Raw genomic sequence first — 16,525 nt, forward strand, 5'->3', positions numbered from 1 at the left:
GCCAATCTCCCCCCTTGCGGGGGAGATGTCCGGCAGGACAGAGGGGGGTGGGCGGGAACGCGGCGTTCACGATTAGATCGGACCACCCCCATGAACTGGGATGACGTCCGCGTCTTCCTTGCCGTGGCGCGGGCCGGCCAGATCCTTGGCGCGGCCAGGCGGCTGGAGCTCAACCATGCCACCGTCTCGCGCCGCATCGCCGCACTCGAGGACGCGCTGCGGACGAAGCTGTTTCGCCGGCTGACCACCGGCAGCGAACTGACGCCGGCCGGCGAGCGCTTTCTCGACATTGCCGAGCGCATGGAAGGCGACATGATCGCCGCGCGTTCGACCGTCGCCGGCGAGGGCGACGACGTCTCCGGCACGATCCGCATCGGCGCGCCGGACGGGTTTGGCGTCGCTTTCCTGGCCAAGCGTCTCGGCGCACTGACGGGCCTGCACCGCGAACTGACGATCCAGCTTGTGCCGGTGCCACGCTCCTTCTCCTTGTCGCGACGCGAGGCGGACATCGCCATCACCGTCGAGCGGCCGACGGAGGGGCGGCTGGTGGCGGGAAAGCTGGTCGACTATTCGCTCGGCCTGTTTGCCTCGCGCGCCTATGCCGAGGCACATGGCTTGCCCAACACAGCCGCCGAGCTTGGTCAGCACACGCTCATAGGCTATGTGCCGGACCTGATCGTCAGCCCGTCGCTCGACTATGCGGCCGAGTTCAGCCCGGATTGGCGCACCAGCTTCGCCATCTCCTCGGCACTCGGCCAGGCCGAGGCGGTGCGCTCGGGCGCCGGCATCGGCATTCTGCACACCTTCGTCGCCCGATCGATGCCGGAACTGGTGTCCGTCGACGTGGTCGCACCCATCCGCCGGGCCTATTGGCTGGTCTATCACGAATCGGTCCGGCCGTTGCGCCGCGTCCAGATCGTCGCCGCCTTCATCACCAAGGCGGTGGAGCAGGAGAGAAGCCTGTTCGTTTAGACACGCCGCCTTTTCCTTGCCACAAAACCGGCCAGTGTGGCATCAGGCGCGCAGGCGCCGCCACGGGCAGACCGCCAGGTGGGAAATCTTTCAGAAAGCTGGCGCGGATAGACATGCGAGCCGTTCTTGCCATCCTGCCGCTGGTCTCCCTTACCGCTTGTGCCAATCCATGGACCAAGGTGCCGGAGGCCGACCTGCCCAAGCCGATCCGCTACGCCATGGCCCGCCCTTCGCCTTTCGTCTTCGGCAACTATTGCGGCCCCGGCACCCGCACCGGCGATCTGTCGGCGCGGCCGGTCGATCGCCTCGACGCAGCCTGCCGGATCCATGATGCCTGCTACATCGCTCGCCACAATCATTGCGATTGCGATGGTGCCCTCGTCGCCTCGGCGAAAACGATACGCGACGACAAGACAGCACCCCGCAAGATGCGCGGCGAGGCGGAGCTGCTGATCGCCACTTTCGCCATCCCCGTCTGCAAGGTGTTCCCGCAGGGCTTCATGCCGCCGCGCGACCCGGCACAACTGAGCGTCCTGAAGGCCGGGGCGACCGGGTGAATCGCCGCGCAGCCATTATCGTGGCCCTGTCCGGGCTGACGTTCGTTGTCCTTGCCGGCTGTGCCGGCTCGCCCGGCCGCAATGCCTGTGACCTGCTGCAGGGCCAAGAGGCCTGCGCTCGCCCCTCGCTGTCGGCCAGGACTCCGGGGCCCCAGGTTGCCGCCGCTCAATTTTTTGGCGACGCCGGGACAAGCGACTATGAAAAGCGATTCCTGGCGCTGCTCGCCGACCACCAGCTCGGCGCCATGGACCGGGCCAACGGCACCGGCCCTTTCGGCCATGACCGCCATGACATCCGCAACAGCGATTTCCAGGCGACCTACCGGACGCTGCAGCACCTGGCCGGTCCGGTTGCCGAAACGCATCTGCCGCCGGCCGGTGGTGGCAGCGGCGATGGCCATTTCGACGGGCGCTGGCGGGTGTCGCGGCAGACGCTCTACATCGACGCCGCGGCACGGCCTTCGGCGCCCAAGACATTCGATTTTTCCGGCCTGCAGGCGCGCAGCGTCGAGATCGTGCTGCGCCAGGCGGGCAAGCAACCGGCCGAGATCGACGGCTCATGCGATGGCGCGTTGGCGCTGCGCGACGGTGCCGGTTCGCGAACCATTGCCGCGGGCATGGCATTCCGCTTTCGCCTGTCTGGCGAGGACGACACGGTCAGCCTGTTCCCAAGTGACAGCCTGAACCGCTGCACCGCAAGAATCCGCTCCAGCCTTGTCCCGGCCGGCGCGCCCCTCACCATCCGGCGCGAAGAGACCGCCGACCCGGCGCTCGCCGCTTTCGACAGCCGCTACGAGCGTTGCCCGACGCCTGACCCCACGGGCCTCGACCCGCTCAGCCGCGCCTTCTACGCCAGCCGCTGGCTGTCGCAGACCTGCGCCTTGCCGATCGGAGAGCCGCGCCTGCTGCGCAAGTCGCGCGACGGCTTCAACGCCAAGGTCGAGGCGCTGATGGGAACGCCGCTGCCCGACAGCGCCATCGACAGGGGCGACCCGGAGCTGCCGCTCGACTTCTCGAAGGCGCCAAGGCTGAAGCTGATCTATCTGTCCTCGCTCGAATTCAAGGCGGATTTTTCCGGCCGCATCATCGAACGGCTGATCCGCCACCATGCCGCGCTCGGCACCAAGGTGCGCATCATGGTCACAGACGTGCTGGAGCGCGACAAGGACGACGCGCTGCTGCACCGGCTGGCGGCCGAGTTCCCCAATGTCGAGTTGCAGGAGTACCGCTGGCGGGCCGATCGGGGCGCACCGATCGACGAGCAGATCTCACAATTTCACAAGACCCACCACATCAAGATGCTGGCGACGCTGGCTGAGGATCCCGGGCGCTCGCGGGTCATCATCGGCGGCCGCAACATCCATGACGGCTTCCTGTTCCACCAGCCGATCGATCTGTCCCGCTATCCGGATCTGGAGCAATATGGCAGGACCGACGGCTTTTCGTTGAACTACTATTCGAACTGGAGCGACTTCGACATCGAGTTCACCGACCGGACCACGGTCGAGGCGCTCGCCGCGCATCTCTCGACAGTGTGGCTTCGCGACGCCGACACCAACATCGCGCGGCCTTTCTCCATTCCGGTTCGGTCCGACGGCCACCGCCCGTCAGGCACGGCGCGGCACTTCATCTCCGTGCCCTACGCGGATGGCCATGCGCTGGAGGATTATTTCGTCGAGCTGGTCGACGCCGCCCAGCACCATATCCAGATCGTCAATCCCTATCTCAACCTGACGCCGAAACTTAACCACGCGTTCGACCGGGCGCTCGCCCGCGGCGTCAAGATCGACATTGTCGGCCGTATCGATCTCAAAGGCGACATTGGCGGCAGGTTCCTCACCGCGCTCAACAAGCTGTTCGTCGAGAAGTATGGCGACCGCATCGACATTCGCGAGTTCAAGGCGCCCGATGTCGTGCTGCATTCCAAGATCATGATGATCGATGAAAGGTTGGTCGCCATCTCCTCGGTCAATCTCAACAACCGCAGCTTCTTCCATGATTCGGAGAACGGCATGATGGTGCTGGACCCCGCCTTCTACACCAGGATGAAGGCGATCTATGACGACTATCTCGCCCACTCCAACCCGGTTCCCACCAACGTCACGATCCCGTGGGCCTATCGGCTGCTGTTCGACGAAGACTGGGTCAGGCAGGCGTTTTGACGAATTTGGGCGACGTCGCGGCGCCCTATCGCAGATAGCGTTCCTGTGCGAGATCTCGGACATCGATGTCCGGCACCCGGCTGGAGATGATATCGGACAGCACCTTGGCTGAGCCGCACGCCATGGTCCAGCCGAGCGTGCCGTGGCCGGTGTTGAGATAGAGGTTGGAAAGCTCGGTGCGGCCGATCAGCGGCGGACCATCCGGCGTCATCGGCCGCAGCCCACACCAGAACGTCGCGTCCCGCATCGCGCCGGCGCCCGGAAAGAGATCGCCGACCGAGTGTTCGAGCGTGCGCCGTCGTGATTCGTGCAGCCTGAGGTCGAAGCCGGAAATCTCGGCCGTGCCGCCGACCCGGATGCGATTCCCCAGCCGGGTGATCGCCACCTTGTAGGTCTCGTCCATCACCGTCGACACCGGCGCCACGGCGGCATCCTGGATCGGCACGGTGATCGAATAGCCCTTGACCGGATAGACCGGGATCGGCCGCTTCACCCGACGCATGAAATCCGCCGAATAGCTGCCCATGGCCATGACATAGGCGTCGGCGGTCAGCCAGCCCTTGCTGGTGCTGAGATTGGCGATGCGGTTGCGGCTGCGGATAACGCGCCAAACCGTCAGACCATATTCGAATTTGACCCCGCGAGCCACGCACAGCTCGGCCAGCCGGTCGGTGAACATCTTGCAGTCGCCGGTCTCGTCGCGCGGCAGCCWGAGGCCGCCGACGAACTTTTCGCGCACTCCGGCCAGGCCTGGCTCCGCCGCGGTGCAGCCGTCCTGGTCGAGGATCTCATAGGGCACGCCATACTTCTTCAGCACCTCGACATCGCCACCGGTGCCGTCGAGCTGCTTCTGCGTGCGAAATAACTGCAGCGTGCCCTGGGCACGCTCGTCATAGGCGATGCCGGTCGCCTCGCGCAGCGCCTTCAGCGTGTCGCGGCTGTATTCGGCCAGCGGCACCATGCGCGCCTTGTTGATCGCATAGCGCTCGGCCGTGCAATTGCGCAGCATCTTGAGCAGCCATGTCCACATATGCGGGTCGAAGGCCGGCCGCACGACCAGCGGGCCATGCTTCATCAGCAGCCACTTGATCGCCTTCAGCGGGATACCGGGCCCGGCCCAGGGCGAGGCATAGCCGGGCGAAATCTCGCCGGCATTGGCGAAGCTGGTTTCCAGCGCCGGGCCTTTCTGGCGATCGACCACCGTCACCTCGTGGCCGGCCTCGGCGAGATAGTACGCCGTGGTCACCCCGATGACGCCACCGCCCAGCACCATGATTTTCATCGTTCACTCCTTGCCGTGCCGCGTCCTTCCGGACGCCCATAGACGCGGCCGCATTTTCCGATTTGCGCATGATCCTTTCCGAAAATCGATTCCGATTTTCGAGACCATGCACTGTTGCCCGTTCACGCCGCCGAGGGACCGGGGTCGTCGTCCTCTGTCTGCCGCATTCCAGCCGTCTCGCCAAGAGGCCGCCTGTCGGCCGCGGCGCTGTAGACCAGGGTGAGCCCATATGGTCGCCTCACCTCGGCCGGGGATTTCTCCTTGACTGCGCGTCGCGCAGCCTCGGGCTGGTAGAGCACCGCCTTGATCAGGATCGACTCGTTCCTGCCGTCGGCCTGTTCGATCATGGCCGTCTGGCCTTGGGCCATGCCAAGCATGCAAAGCCCGCGCCTCGTGGCGATCGACAGACTGGAGCCGACCGGTCCGCGCACTTCGTTTTGCACCAGGGTCCGCGTCTCGGCAGGGCCGACGTCGATGCAAAACACCACTCTGCTGTTCAGCGTCACGATATCGGGTTCGACCACATCGATCGAGACGAGATCGGCGTTTGCAAGCTTGTGTTCAAGCATATCCACCATCGGGTCCGCGAATGCCCGTCGACGCTCCAGAATGACTTCGAGGACGGCAAAGTCCTTGGTCGTCAAGCAACAGTTCGTGCCTGCCATCATCATCTCCACGATCAGGACCGCTGCGGGCCGGAGGCGGGCGTTTCGACGGCTTCGACGGTCACCGACAGTTCCCTGCCGCCACGGCTGCTCCAGCACACCGCCTGCCCGACGGTTGCGCCGATGAGCGCCGTCCCCATCGGCGTCAGCACCGAGATCCTGTTTTCAGTGATATCGGCATCGCCGGGGTAGACCAGCGTGATGCGCTGGGTGTCCCCGTTTTCGCCACGGATTGTCACTGTCGAGCCCATTTGCACCACGCCGGCAGGCATCGCCGCCGCTTCCGTGACGACGGCCCGGTCCATTTCCGAAAGCAGCTCTTCGGCCGTCTCAGGCGTGCGGTCGAGCGACGCTCTCGCCAGGCCTGTCAGCCTGTCATGGTCGGCATCGCTGACTGTGAGCTGGTTCTGTGGGTGCAGTCCTGTTGCATGTTGCATGGCAAACCTCTTGGATTGGCGCATCGAATAGATGCGCGCTTGCCGCCGTACTGACGGCAGCCTGATGAAAAGCCGGCAGCCGCGAGGGCTGTCAGGCTTGATGGCGGTGTTGGATGTATGGATGCCCCGGTTCGGACGGACGCCAACAAGGCGGCCGCGCCGGGGCTACGATCCCGCGATCGGGCAGACCCTGAACAAGGTTCTGATAAGGGCGAGGTTGCTCATGCACCGACCCTTGCCGACAGGCGCATGCTTGTCAAGCGCGGCCAAACCGCTCAGCCGTCGACGTAACGCCGATGAAAGCGGTGGCCGAGGCTGGTCAGGATTTCGTAGCCGATGGTGCCGGCATGGCCGGCCGCGTCGTCGACGCTTTGCGAGGGGCCGAGCAGTTCGACGAGATCGCCCTCGCCCAGCCTGCCGGGTGGCAAAGCGGAAATGTCGAGAATGATCGAATCCATCGACACCCGCCCAAGGAAGGGCAGCCGCACGCCCTCGAACCAGGCCGCGGACGCCGCGCGGCGATGCCAGCCATCGGCATAGCCGAGCGAAATCGTCGCGGCCGTGAGCGGAGCCGTGGTGCGGAAGGTGTGGCCATAGCCGACACCAACTCCGGCCTCCAGCATGCGTGTCTGCACCACCATGGCCTGCAGCCGCACCACCGGCAGCATCGGGTTTGGTCGGGCCGGTGTCGGATTGATGCCATAGAGCGCGGCACCCGGCCGGGCGAGATCATAGTGAAAGCGCTGCCCAAGAAAGATGCCGGATGAATTGGTGAACGAGGCCGGCGCCTCGGGCAACAGTGCGCGCAGCCGCTCGAACGCCAGTCGCTGCCGTTCATTGGCCGGATGCTCCGGCTCGTCGGCGCAGGCCAGATKGCTCATCACAAAACGGACGTCGATCCCATCGAAGGCACCGGGATCGGCGGCAACGCGCTCGACATCCCGGGGCGCCATGCCGAGCCGCGACATGCCGCTATCGACCTGGATCGCCGCCGGCAGCCTTCGGCCGGCGCGGCCAGCCGCCGCACGCCAGGCCGCCAGTTGTCCGGGGCTGTTGACGACGGCGGAAAGGTTTGCCGCCACGGCGTCGGGCTCGGCACCGGGCGGAATGCCGTTCAGCACGAAAATGGCGGAAGCCGGCCCGAGCGAGCGGCGCAAGGCGATGCCTTCGCCCAGAAGCGCGACGAAGAAGATATCGCAACCTTCGCCGGCGAGTGCCGCCGCCACCTGGCTCGCGCCGAGGCCGTAGCCGTCGGCCTTGACCACGCCGGCGCAGCGCACGCTGCCCAGGTGCGCTTTCAGCCGCCGGTAGTTTTCACGGATCGCGCCAAGGTCGATGGTCAGGATGGCGCCAGCCACCGCTTCGCCTGTGGCAGCGATGTCCTTGGGCAGTGACCTCTTGGGGGCGTCGTTCATGGCGACCCTTCTCGTGGCGGATAGTGCATGCCGCCCAAAAGTGGTCCCGGTTTCGGGAGAACGACATGCATAAAACAACGGCCTGAAGCGCATCGCTTGAATCCGTTCAAACGCGACGCGCTTTACACATCAATAGGACCGCCAAGCCGGCGCGGCAACTGCGGTCGTTTCGTGTCGAGGCTATTGCGCCAGATGCCGGAACGCCGCCACTACTTCCTCGTAGACATGGCGCTTGAACGGCACGATCAGGTCGGGCAGGTCCTGCATCGGCCGCCATGCCCATTTGTCGAATTCGGCGGTGTGTCCGCCCGGCGGCGGATTGATCTGGATCTCACCGACATCGCCGTGAAAGCGGAAGGCGAACCATTTCTGCGTCTGGCCGCGATACCTGCCCTTGAAGGCGATGCCGACGAGGTGGTCCGGCAAATCGTAATTGATCCAGTCCGGCGCCTCGGCGAGCAGCGAGACGCCACGCATGCCGGTCTCTTCATAGAGCTCGCGCTCGGCCGCCTGCAACGGCTCCTCGCCCTTGTCGATGCCGCCCTGTGGCATCTGCCAGAGCTGTGTCGTGCCGGCGAATTCGCTGTCCGGTTCGGCAATGCGATGCCCGACCCAGACCAGGCCGTCGGCGTTGAGGATCATCAGCCCGACACAGGGACGATAAGGCAGCGTTTCGCGATCAACAGTCTTCTTAGCCATCTTGCCCTCGTTCCGGCCGTTGCTGGAAATTCGATGCTTGGGAGGATCGCTAGCCTTTTTGCGGATCGATGGCCACCGCCGAAATCGGCACGATCTCTATGCCGCGCTTCTTGGCCTCGGTGACCCAGGTCGACACCGTGTCGACCGTCAGGTCGAACGCCGAGCCGATGCCGACGGCAAAGCCTTTGGCGCGCGCGGTGGCTTCCAGCCCGTCGAGTTTCTTCAGGATGGCGCCGCGATCCTGCACGGCATCGATCGCCGTGTCGCCGGAAACAAAGGGCACGCCGTCCTTCAACGCCAGGTCCGGCGCCAGGCTGCGTGCCGACGAGCCATCGTCGATATAGGCCAGGCCCCGCTTGCCGAGTTCGGCCATGAACGGCTCCATCGCCGTAGCGTCGGCGGAAAAACGCGCGCCCATGTAGTTCATGACGCCGGTGTAGTTTGTCGTCCGCGACAGCGCCCAGTGCAGGTTCTTCAAATTCTCATCCGCGCTCGCCGCCACCGTCAGCGTGTTGCGGCCGGGGTTGATGTTCGGGTAGTCGAACGGTTCGAGCGGCACCTGCATGACGATCTCGTGGCCGCCCTGCCGCGCCGCCTGCATCCAGCGGCCGATGCTGTTGCCTTGCGGCGCGAAGGCCAGCGTCACCTCCGCCGGCAGCTTGGCGATGGCCGCCTGGGTGCCTGTCTGCGAAACCGCAAGCCCGCCGATGACGATCGCCACCCGTGCACCACGCGCGCCCGACCACGGCCGCGCATAGACGTCGAACGGGCGCCGGCCATCGGCTGCCCGGGCAGGCAACGGCCCGGTCTCGCTGGCTTCGATCAGCGCCTTGTCGGGAATATGGGCGATCTTCAGGTTCTGGCCCATGGTTGACGGGTCGCGAATGACGATCCCCGCCTTGGGCGGGCCGTCGCCCTCCTCCGTCTGCACATGGATGATCTGCGGCCCGTCGGTTTTGGCGGGCGCCTCCGGCTTGGCTGCGGCCACCGGGGGCAATGCTGCCGGCGCGGCAGCAGGCTCGGCCGCCGCCGTCACTTTCGGCGTCGAAACGGCGACCTCTTGCGGCTTGCGGAACGGCTTTTCCCTGAGCGCGATCGCACCGGAGACGCCGACCACCGCCAGAACGACCACGGTTGCCGCGATCGCGCCGGCGCTGACCTTGCCGGCCGCGCGCGGCGGTCGGACGGTCTGTCCAAGCGGGCGTTCGATGTCCTTGCCTATGTCAGCCAAGCTGCATCCCCGGGCGCATGCTCCGAAGACGAAATCGCTTCGAAAAGACATGCGCGAATTCATCAATCCTGGCGCACCGCTGGCGCCCGCAACCCAGGGCCTCGCCTTGCCCCGAATCAAACTGCCGGAACCTTTCGGTCCCGGCAGCATCGCATTGCTTCCATCAGGCGGCCAGACCCGTCGGCCGCAACCCTTATTGGTTGAGAACGGCCTTTTCCGGATTGGGCGGGAAAGCCGGATCGGTCTTCTGGCCGCGCAGCAGCTGCTCGGCATAGATGAGCTGCAGATCGTCCTTCGGATCCGGCGGCACATAGGCTGCCGAGCCTGAACCGGTCGAGCTCTCGTCGGCGCCCTTGATATGGCCCTTGAGGTCGGATTCGCCGCGCGTCAGGTCCCTGCCCTGCAGTTCCGGCGGCAGCGGCTGGTCGACCTTGATGTCGGGCGTGATGCCCTTGCCCTGGATCGACTTGCCGGACGGCGTGTAATAGAGCGCCGTCGTCAGCCGCAGCGCACCATTTTCGCCAAGCGGAATGATGGTCTGCACCGAACCCTTGCCGAATGACTGCGTGCCGACCACGGTGACGCGGCGCAGGTCCTGCAACGCGCCGGCGACGATTTCCGACGCACTGGCCGAGCCACCATTGACCAGCACGATCATCGGCTTGCCGTTGATGTCGTCGACCTGCTTGGGCTTGGCGTCGAACCGGGTGACGTCCTTCGGATCGCGACCGCGCGTCGAGACGATCTCGCCGCGGTTGAGGAACGCATCGGAGACGCTCACCGCCTGGTCGAGCAGGCCGCCCGGATTGAGGCGCAGGTCGAGCACGTAGCCCTTGAGCTTGTCGTTCGGCACCTGCTTCTTGATGGTGTCGATGGCGTTCTCGAGGTCGTCATAGGTCTTTTCGGTGAACGAGGTGATCTTCATGTAGCCGATGTCGTTCTCGACCCGGAACTTGACCGCCTTGACCTTGATGATGTCGCGCACGACCGTCAGTTCGATCGGCTTGTCGGCGCCCTGGCGCAGGATGGTGAGCTTGATCGGCGTGTTGACCAGGCCGCGCATCTTCTCGACCGCGTCATTGAGGGTGAGGCCGCGAACCTCCTCGCCGTCGATCTTGGCGATATAGTCGCCGGCCAGCACGCCTGCCTTGGCGGCCGGGGTGTCGTCGATCGGCGTGATCACCTTGACCAGGTCGTTTTCCATGGTGACCTCGATGCCGAGGCCGCCGAACTCACCCTTGGTCTGCACGCGCATGTCCTGCGCCTGCTCGGCGTTCATGTAGGAGGAGTGCGGGTCAAGCGACGCAAGCATGCCGTTGATGGCGTTCTCGACCAGCGACTTGTCGTCGGGCGGCGTCACATATTGTGCCCGCACCCGCTCGAAGATATCGCCGARGATGGCCAGTTGCTTGTAGGTCTCCGACCCTGCAGCGTTCGCCGCCGAGCCGGGTGTGCCATAAACAAGGCTCATGGCGGACGCGCCCATCAGCGCACCGGCAAACAGAAGCGACAGTTTCCGCATCATTTCACGTCCTTCCAGAAAAACGGTCCGCCCACCATGGGGCCGGATCGACGGGTTTTCCATCCTTGCGGAACTCGACATAGAGTTCCGGTGTGGCATTTCCATTCTTCGAAACCGAGGTGCTCGCCACCCGGGCCTCTCCCATCGCGCCGACCGGCTCTCCTGCGAGCACTGATTGGCCAGTCGCGACGCTGATTCTGCTCATCCCCGCCAAAACGACATGATAACCGTCGCCTGCGTTCAGGATCAAGAGTTGACCATACGAGCGAAACGGCCCCGCATAAAGCACATTCCCATCCGCCGGCGCGGTGACGATGGCTCCCGATTGTGTCGCAACCATGTCGCCAAGCATCACCGCCCCGTTACCGTCCTCGGCACCGAATCGCCGTTTGATGCGGCCGGTCACCGGCAATGCGATCTGCCCCTGCAGTGCCGAAAAGGGTGCCGCTGCGGCAAGTCGATTGCCTTCCGGTACAGGCAGGGACGCCAATTCCGCTGGGGTCTCCGCCGGCGCTGACGTCTTGTCGCCGTCCGCCGTCTTCTGCTCGGCGGCCTTGGCCGCATCGGCCGCCTTGCGGCTCTTGTCGGCTTCGAGCGAGGCGATCAAGTCCTTCAGGCTGCCGGCCTTGGCCGCCAGCGCTTCCGACCGCTGCTTTTCCGCGGCCATTTGCGTTTGCGTGTCGGCTTCGAGCTTCTGCTTGGCCTCCAGCAGCATGCCGAGCCGCTTCTTTTCCGCTGTCTGGTCGCCAACCGCCGCCGTCAACCGCGCCCGCTCGGCCTCGATCGAAGCCGTCACGCGCGACTGCTCCTTGAGATCGGCCAGCAGGCTATCGGTCTGTTGGCGCAGTTCCGGCACCACGGCGCCGAGCAGGATAGCGCTACGCACTGACGACAGCGCGTCCTCGGGCTTGACCAGGATCGCCGGCGGCGGATTGAGCCCCATGCGCTGCAGGGCGCCCAGCACTTCGGCCAGCACGTCGCGACGTGCCGCAAGCGATGTCCGGATCTTCTGTTCCTGGCCCTTCAGCCCTTCCAGCTTGGCGCCGATATCCTCGATGTCCTGGCCGAGTTTCTGTTCGGTCATGGCCGACTGGATCAAGGCGGCGGTGATCGAGGCATGGTCCTTCTTGATCGTCGCGATGTCGGCGGCGAGCTTGGCCAGGCGCTCGGACGACAGCGTGATCTCCTTCGAGACCTGTTCGTATTCGGCGCGGCTCTGGTCCGGATCGGGGGCAAGGTCGAGCGTGTTCTCGGCCCGCACCGCATGCAACGACAGCACGAGCACGGCTGCCGCGATGCCGCAGCGCGCGCGCCATGAGGCCGTCCCTGATGATTTCCTGTCTTCAGACATTGAAGCCCGACTCTATGCGTGGCTTCGTTAACGAACAATCAACCATGTTCGAAAGCCCCCCTAAACCATCTGCGAGAGCCCCAATTGGCGCAGTCTGGTCGCGCATTGGGGCGGAAATCCGTATGGTCGCGCCAAGCCACCGGTTACGAACGATGATAGGGATGGCCGGAAAGGATGGTCGCGGCCCGGTACAGCTGCTCCCCCAGCATCACGCGGACCAGTTGGTGCGGCCAGGTCAGCAATCCGAACGACATCACCAATTCTGCCTGATCGCGCAGCGGCTGATCGTGCCCATCGGCGCCGCCGATGGCGATGACCAGCGCCTTGCGGCCGCCATCACGCAGCTGGCCGATGCGCCCTGCAAAGTCTTCGGAGGAAAAATTCTTGCCGCGTTCGTCGAGCAAGATCAGTGCGGTGCCGGGCTGCAACTGCCCCTGCAGCTTCTGGCCTTCGTCGCGCCGGCGCTCGTTGGCGGTCTGCGCGCGCCCTTCGGCGATTTCGGCCACGCCGGCAAACTCTAGCCCCACCGCCGGGCCGCTTTTGGCAAAGCGCTCGAAATAGCGGTCGGCGAGTTGCTTCTCGGGGCCGGCTTTCATCCGGCCCACGGCATGAACTGATACCTTCATCCTCGCCCCTATAAGCCGCCAATGCATGCCATGACATGCATCAAAACAAAGGCGGCTTAGTGGATGGTCTCTTCCTCGAGGTCCGGCGCCTGCCACATCTTTTCGAGATTGTAGAATTCGCGGACTTCGGGACGGAAGACATGGACGATGATGTCGCCTGAATCGATCAGGACCCAGTCGGCGCCTGCCAGCCCCTCGACGCGCGCCGTGCCGAGACCGGCATCCTTGAGCGCCTTGAGCAGGTGATCGGCGACAGCCGAGACATGACGGTGCGATCGGCCCGACGCGACGACCATGTAGTCGCCGAGGCTCGATTTCCCCTGGATGTCGATTGAGACGATGTTTTCGGCCTTGGAGTCTTCCAGACTGGCAAGGACTGTCTTGATGGCGCGGGACACGGCGTCGTTTACGCTGATCCCGGCCGGCGAAGGCATGATATCGGCCTTCTTCCGCAGTGCTGTTCTCAGTGTATTTCCTTTCGCAGCAAGAACAACCAAATCACCCCCAAAAGCAGGTGACACCGCTTAAATAGGCAGAGTTCCGTTGCAGTTTCAAGACGGCGCCCTGTCGCGCACGAACGTATTGTCGGTCCCGCGGTTCCACCGCATGCCGAAAAAGATCGGAACCCATGGCGCCTGCGTGGGTTATCGGGTCGCCCACCAACCGGATTTTCCCCATGCAAATCGACCCGCAGAACACCCTTCTCACTGTCCAGGCCGGCCTTGCGCAACTCAGCACGCTGATCGTTTCCTACGCCTTCTCGGCCATCGGCGCCGTCATCCTCCTGGTTGTCGGCTATATCGTTGCCGGCCTTGCCGAGCGTTCCATCTCCGCTGGCCTCGGCCACATCCACGGTTTCGACGCAACGTTGCGGCATTTCTTCTCCAAGATCGTCCGCTATGCCATCCTGATCCTCGTCACGATCATGGTGCTCGGCCAGTTCGGCGTGCAGACAGCGTCGATCATTGCCGCCATCGGCGCCATCGGTCTTGCCATCGGCCTGGCGCTGCAAGGCACGCTGCAGAATATCGCGGCCGGCATCATGCTCCTGGCGCTGCGACCGTTCCGTATCGGCGAATCCGTCGAGGTCGGTTCGATTGCCGGCTCGATCGAGGAGATCGGCCTCTTCGCGACGAGGCTCAGGACCGCCGACGGCGTCTACATCCTGGCGCCCAATTCGACGTTGTGGAACCAGCCGGTGCGCAACTACACGCGCAACGGCGTCCGCCGCGGCGACATCACGCTCTCGATCGGCTCCTGGAACGACATCGACCGCGCCCAGAAGACGCTGCTTGCCATCGCCACCACCGAGCGCCGGGTCAAGCGCGAGCCGGCGCCGATCGCTTTCGTCGCGACATTGGGTGAAAGCACGGTCTCCATCGCCTTGCGCTACTGGACATCGGCCGCGGATTTCTTTGCCACCCAGGCCGATCTCACCAAGCGTGCCAAGCAGGAATTCGACGCGGCAGGCATATCGATCCCGCTGCCGCCACCCGAAGCGCCGGCGCCGGAAGCCCGCCGGCAATAAAGCATGATCCCGAAGGCGGCTTTCGGTTTTCGGAAAAGATCATGCTCTAGCCAATCAGTTGCCCCGGTTCCGGGGCTGCTCGTCCGGTCCGAAGGCGAGTTCGACCGGCAAGGGCGCCTGCGCTGTCATCGGCGCGAAACTGCCGGTTTCGGCTGCGGGAACAGCCCGCGTCGTCACAACGCGCAAAAGCACGAACAGGCAGAAGGCGCAGGCGATGACGATCGCCACATAGATGAAGGCCTGCGTCCCGAAGACGGCCGACAGCGCCGTCACGATGCCGGGTACGATGAAGCCCGAAAGCGACCAGGCAAACAACAGCGAGCTGGACAGCGCCACCAGGTCGTCCTTGCCGGCGCGGTCGGCGGCATGCGCACTGGCCAGCGAATAGATCGATTCCGAGGCACCATCCCAGACGATGTAGATCACCACCAGAGCCGCCAGCGCGCCGCCATCGAACCCGAGCGCGAGCAGGCCGGCGACCATGGCGAGCGCGGCCGCGGCGATCAGCACATAGCGGCGGTCGGTTCGGTCGGAAATCCAGCCGAGCGGGATCTGCAGGATCAGGGTGCCGACCGGCATTGCCGAAAGCAGCAGGGCGACGTCGGCCTGGCTGTAGCCCTTGGCGGTGGCATGGATCGGCGCGAAGCCGGCGATCGACATCGACAGGCCGCCGACGGCAAGCATGCCGGCGACGCCGACAGGCGAAATCCGCCAGGCCCGGCCGAGCGCCACCGAGGCCGCTTGCGGTGGCGGCGGCTGGGCAAGCCTGGTCAACCCCACGGGCAGGATCGACAGTGCCGTGAAGCCGATGCCGATCAGCGGCGCGTCCGCGGTTCTGATGTCGACAAAAGCCAGCGTCGCATAGCCGACGCCGAGCCCGGCGACATAGGCAACGTAGAAGAACGCCATCACCCTGCCACGGATGGCATTGGCAACGGCATCGTTCAGCCAGCTCTGCGCGACGATAAACAGGCCGCATATGGCAAAGCCGTAGAGCGCGCGGGCAGCGATCCAGAGCAACGGATGCGGGCCGGCGCCGACCGCGGCATTGGCCAGTGCGATCAGCGCCGACAGCACCATGAAGGCGCGGGCATGGCCGACCCTTCGCACCAGCGGTCCGGTCAGGATGCAGCCGGCGAGGCCGCCGGCCGAGAGTCCGGTGATGATCAGCCCGGCCCAGGTCGGATCGAAGCCCTCGGCGCCAAGCCGGACCGGGATATAGGCAAACATCAGTCCGTTGCCGACGGCGATCAGCGCCATCGATAGGATGACGCTTGCAATCGCGATCAGCGGCGTGGGCTCATCGCCTTGCCCGGCTTCGATGCGGTGTTTCCTGGGGATCGACATGCCTGCTCAGGATTGCCCATGAAACGGGCAAAGGAAGCGATAAAAGCGACATCGCCGGGTGAGCGGGCTCAACCCCTGGCCAGCTTGCGGATCGCGCTCGACGACAGCGACGAGCGCGGGCCGTGGATGAAGGTCCAGGCCGGCGCCTTCATGCGGGCGAGCCTTGGCGCATCCCCTTCGTCGACGCGGGCATAGTCGAAGGTCTTGGCGACGACCGACGACAGAAACGACAGCGTCGCGCCCGGACGGTCGATGACGGCGATCGGGAAGGTCATGACGATCTCGCGCCAGCGCTGCCAGCGATGGAAATCGCGCAAGCTATCGGCGCCCATGATCCAGACGAAGTCGACGCCGGGATTGCGCGCCTTGACCAGCGCCAGCGCGTCGGCGGTGAAGCGAACGTGATGCGCCGCCTCGAACGCGGTGACCTTGATCTTCGGGTTCTTGGCGATCTGCTCCGAGAGCTGCAGCCGCTCGCCGAGCGGCGCCAGTTCACGCGTGCTCTTCAGCGGATTGCCAGGCGTCACCATCCACCACAACTGGTCGAGCGCCAGGCGTCTGAGCGCGATTTCGGCGACAAGGGCATGGCCGGCGTGCGGCGGATTGAACGAGCCGCCGAACAGGCCGACAGCGAGCCCCTTTTCGGCATGCGGCATCTTGAGGTAGCGGGGGCGGACGAGGTGTTCGGACTGCGAAGGCATGTGTCAGGCACCCCCCTCTGCCCTGCCAGG

At 65.0% G+C, this 16,525-nt stretch carries 16 protein-coding genes; 4 read left to right on the forward strand and 12 right to left on the reverse strand.

Features of this window, described 5'->3' with window-relative positions; genetic code table 11:
• The first annotated feature begins 90 nt into the window (after positions 1-90).
• From AC1D0I_RS16755 to AC1D0I_RS16765, 3 genes are all read left to right on the forward strand, one after another.
• The gene (locus AC1D0I_RS16755) at positions 91-972 is read left to right on the forward strand and encodes a LysR family transcriptional regulator (RefSeq protein ID WP_477396456.1); all 882 of its coding nucleotides are present in this window, start codon (positions 91-93) and stop codon (positions 970-972) included.
• A gap of 113 nt (positions 973-1,085) precedes the next feature.
• Positions 1,086-1,529, forward strand: a complete 444-nt coding sequence (locus AC1D0I_RS16760; RefSeq protein WP_477396458.1) for a hypothetical protein — start codon at positions 1,086-1,088, stop codon at positions 1,527-1,529.
• Positions 1,526-3,691 (forward strand): phospholipase D-like domain-containing protein, encoded by a 2,166-nt coding sequence (locus AC1D0I_RS16765; RefSeq protein WP_477396460.1) that lies wholly within the window; start codon positions 1,526-1,528, stop codon positions 3,689-3,691. Before AC1D0I_RS16760 ends, AC1D0I_RS16765 begins: the two co-directional genes overlap by 4 nt.
• Positions 3,692-3,716: 25 nt before the next feature.
• Here AC1D0I_RS16765 and AC1D0I_RS16770 read toward each other — a convergent pair whose 3' ends face one another.
• The 10 genes from AC1D0I_RS16770 to rsfS form a co-directional block, all read right to left on the reverse strand.
• The gene (locus AC1D0I_RS16770) at positions 3,717-4,973 is read right to left on the reverse strand and encodes a D-amino acid dehydrogenase (protein ID WP_477396462.1); all 1,257 of its coding nucleotides are present in this window, start codon (positions 4,971-4,973) and stop codon (positions 3,717-3,719) included.
• 122 nt (positions 4,974-5,095) lie between these two features.
• Positions 5,096-5,617, reverse strand: coding sequence for a GreA/GreB family elongation factor (locus tag AC1D0I_RS16775; RefSeq protein WP_477396464.1), 522 nt, complete (start codon positions 5,615-5,617; stop codon positions 5,096-5,098).
• A gap of 35 nt (positions 5,618-5,652) precedes the next feature.
• The gene (rnk, locus tag AC1D0I_RS16780; protein ID WP_457151026.1) at positions 5,653-6,075 is read right to left on the reverse strand and encodes a nucleoside diphosphate kinase regulator; all 423 of its coding nucleotides are present in this window, start codon (positions 6,073-6,075) and stop codon (positions 5,653-5,655) included.
• A 275-nt stretch (positions 6,076-6,350) separates the two neighbouring features.
• Positions 6,351-7,490 carry an alanine racemase gene (gene alr / locus AC1D0I_RS16785; RefSeq protein ID WP_477396466.1) on the reverse strand — a complete coding sequence of 380 codons (1,140 nt, stop codon included), beginning with the start codon at positions 7,488-7,490 and terminating at the stop codon, positions 6,351-6,353.
• A 180-nt stretch (positions 7,491-7,670) separates the two neighbouring features.
• On the reverse strand, positions 7,671-8,189 hold the full coding sequence (locus AC1D0I_RS16790) for an RNA pyrophosphohydrolase (RefSeq protein ID WP_095084199.1): 519 nt from the start codon (positions 8,187-8,189) through the stop codon (positions 7,671-7,673).
• Between the two features lie 49 nt (positions 8,190-8,238).
• Entirely contained in the window at positions 8,239-9,420 is a 1,182-nt protein-coding gene (locus AC1D0I_RS16795) for a divergent polysaccharide deacetylase family protein (RefSeq protein ID WP_477396467.1), read from the reverse strand.
• A 193-nt stretch (positions 9,421-9,613) separates the two neighbouring features.
• Positions 9,614-10,945 carry a S41 family peptidase gene (locus tag AC1D0I_RS16800; protein ID WP_477396469.1) on the reverse strand — a complete coding sequence of 444 codons (1,332 nt, stop codon included), beginning with the start codon at positions 10,943-10,945 and terminating at the stop codon, positions 9,614-9,616.
• Position 10,946: 1 nt separating this feature from the next.
• Positions 10,947-12,293 carry a murein hydrolase activator EnvC family protein gene (locus AC1D0I_RS16805; RefSeq protein WP_477396471.1) on the reverse strand — a complete coding sequence of 449 codons (1,347 nt, stop codon included), beginning with the start codon at positions 12,291-12,293 and terminating at the stop codon, positions 10,947-10,949.
• 143 nt (positions 12,294-12,436) lie between these two features.
• Complete coding sequence (gene rlmH / locus AC1D0I_RS16810; RefSeq protein WP_457151021.1) at positions 12,437-12,919, reverse strand: 23S rRNA (pseudouridine(1915)-N(3))-methyltransferase RlmH; 483 nt, start codon at positions 12,917-12,919, stop codon at positions 12,437-12,439.
• Positions 12,920-12,975: 56 nt separating this feature from the next.
• Positions 12,976-13,353, reverse strand: coding sequence for a ribosome silencing factor (gene rsfS, locus AC1D0I_RS16815; RefSeq protein ID WP_457151020.1), 378 nt, complete (start codon positions 13,351-13,353; stop codon positions 12,976-12,978).
• Positions 13,354-13,595: 242 nt separating this feature from the next.
• Between rsfS and AC1D0I_RS16820 the strand changes: the two genes are divergently transcribed.
• On the forward strand, positions 13,596-14,447 hold the full coding sequence (locus tag AC1D0I_RS16820; protein WP_477396472.1) for a mechanosensitive ion channel family protein: 852 nt from the start codon (positions 13,596-13,598) through the stop codon (positions 14,445-14,447).
• Between the two features lie 54 nt (positions 14,448-14,501).
• On the opposite strand, the gene AC1D0I_RS16825 is transcribed toward AC1D0I_RS16820, so the two are convergent.
• Positions 14,502-15,794, reverse strand: a complete 1,293-nt coding sequence (locus AC1D0I_RS16825) for an MFS transporter (RefSeq protein ID WP_477396474.1) — start codon at positions 15,792-15,794, stop codon at positions 14,502-14,504.
• A gap of 68 nt (positions 15,795-15,862) precedes the next feature.
• Positions 15,863-16,450, reverse strand: a complete 588-nt coding sequence (locus AC1D0I_RS16830) for a nicotinate-nucleotide adenylyltransferase (RefSeq protein WP_477227833.1) — start codon at positions 16,448-16,450, stop codon at positions 15,863-15,865.
• Between the last annotated feature and the right edge of the window lie 75 nt (positions 16,451-16,525).

The organism is Mesorhizobium sp. P2_D1 (assembly GCF_056404455.1).

What these genes read in the sequence shown, in the direction of transcription:
- AC1D0I_RS16755 (WP_477396456.1), top strand. Translation starts at nt 91, where the DNA reads ATGAACTGGGATGACGTCCGCGTCTTCCTTGCCGTGGCGCGGGCCGGC.
- AC1D0I_RS16760 (WP_477396458.1), top strand. Translation starts at nt 1,086, where the DNA reads ATGCGAGCCGTTCTTGCCATCCTGCCGCTGGTCTCCCTTACCGCTTGT.
- rnk (WP_457151026.1), bottom strand. Translation starts at nt 6,075, where the DNA reads ATGCAACATGCAACAGGACTGCACCCACAGAACCAGCTCACAGTCAGC.
- AC1D0I_RS16790 (WP_095084199.1), bottom strand. Translation starts at nt 8,189, where the DNA reads ATGGCTAAGAAGACTGTTGATCGCGAAACGCTGCCTTATCGTCCCTGT.
- AC1D0I_RS16805 (WP_477396471.1), bottom strand. Translation starts at nt 12,293, where the DNA reads ATGTCTGAAGACAGGAAATCATCAGGGACGGCCTCATGGCGCGCGCGC.
- rlmH (WP_457151021.1), bottom strand. Translation starts at nt 12,919, where the DNA reads ATGAAGGTATCAGTTCATGCCGTGGGCCGGATGAAAGCCGGCCCCGAG.
- rsfS (WP_457151020.1), bottom strand. Translation starts at nt 13,353, where the DNA reads ATGCCTTCGCCGGCCGGGATCAGCGTAAACGACGCCGTGTCCCGCGCC.
- AC1D0I_RS16820 (WP_477396472.1), top strand. Translation starts at nt 13,596, where the DNA reads ATGCAAATCGACCCGCAGAACACCCTTCTCACTGTCCAGGCCGGCCTT.
- AC1D0I_RS16825 (WP_477396474.1), bottom strand. Translation starts at nt 15,794, where the DNA reads ATGTCGATCCCCAGGAAACACCGCATCGAAGCCGGGCAAGGCGATGAG.
- AC1D0I_RS16830 (WP_477227833.1), bottom strand. Translation starts at nt 16,450, where the DNA reads ATGCCGCATGCCGAAAAGGGGCTCGCTGTCGGCCTGTTCGGCGGCTCG.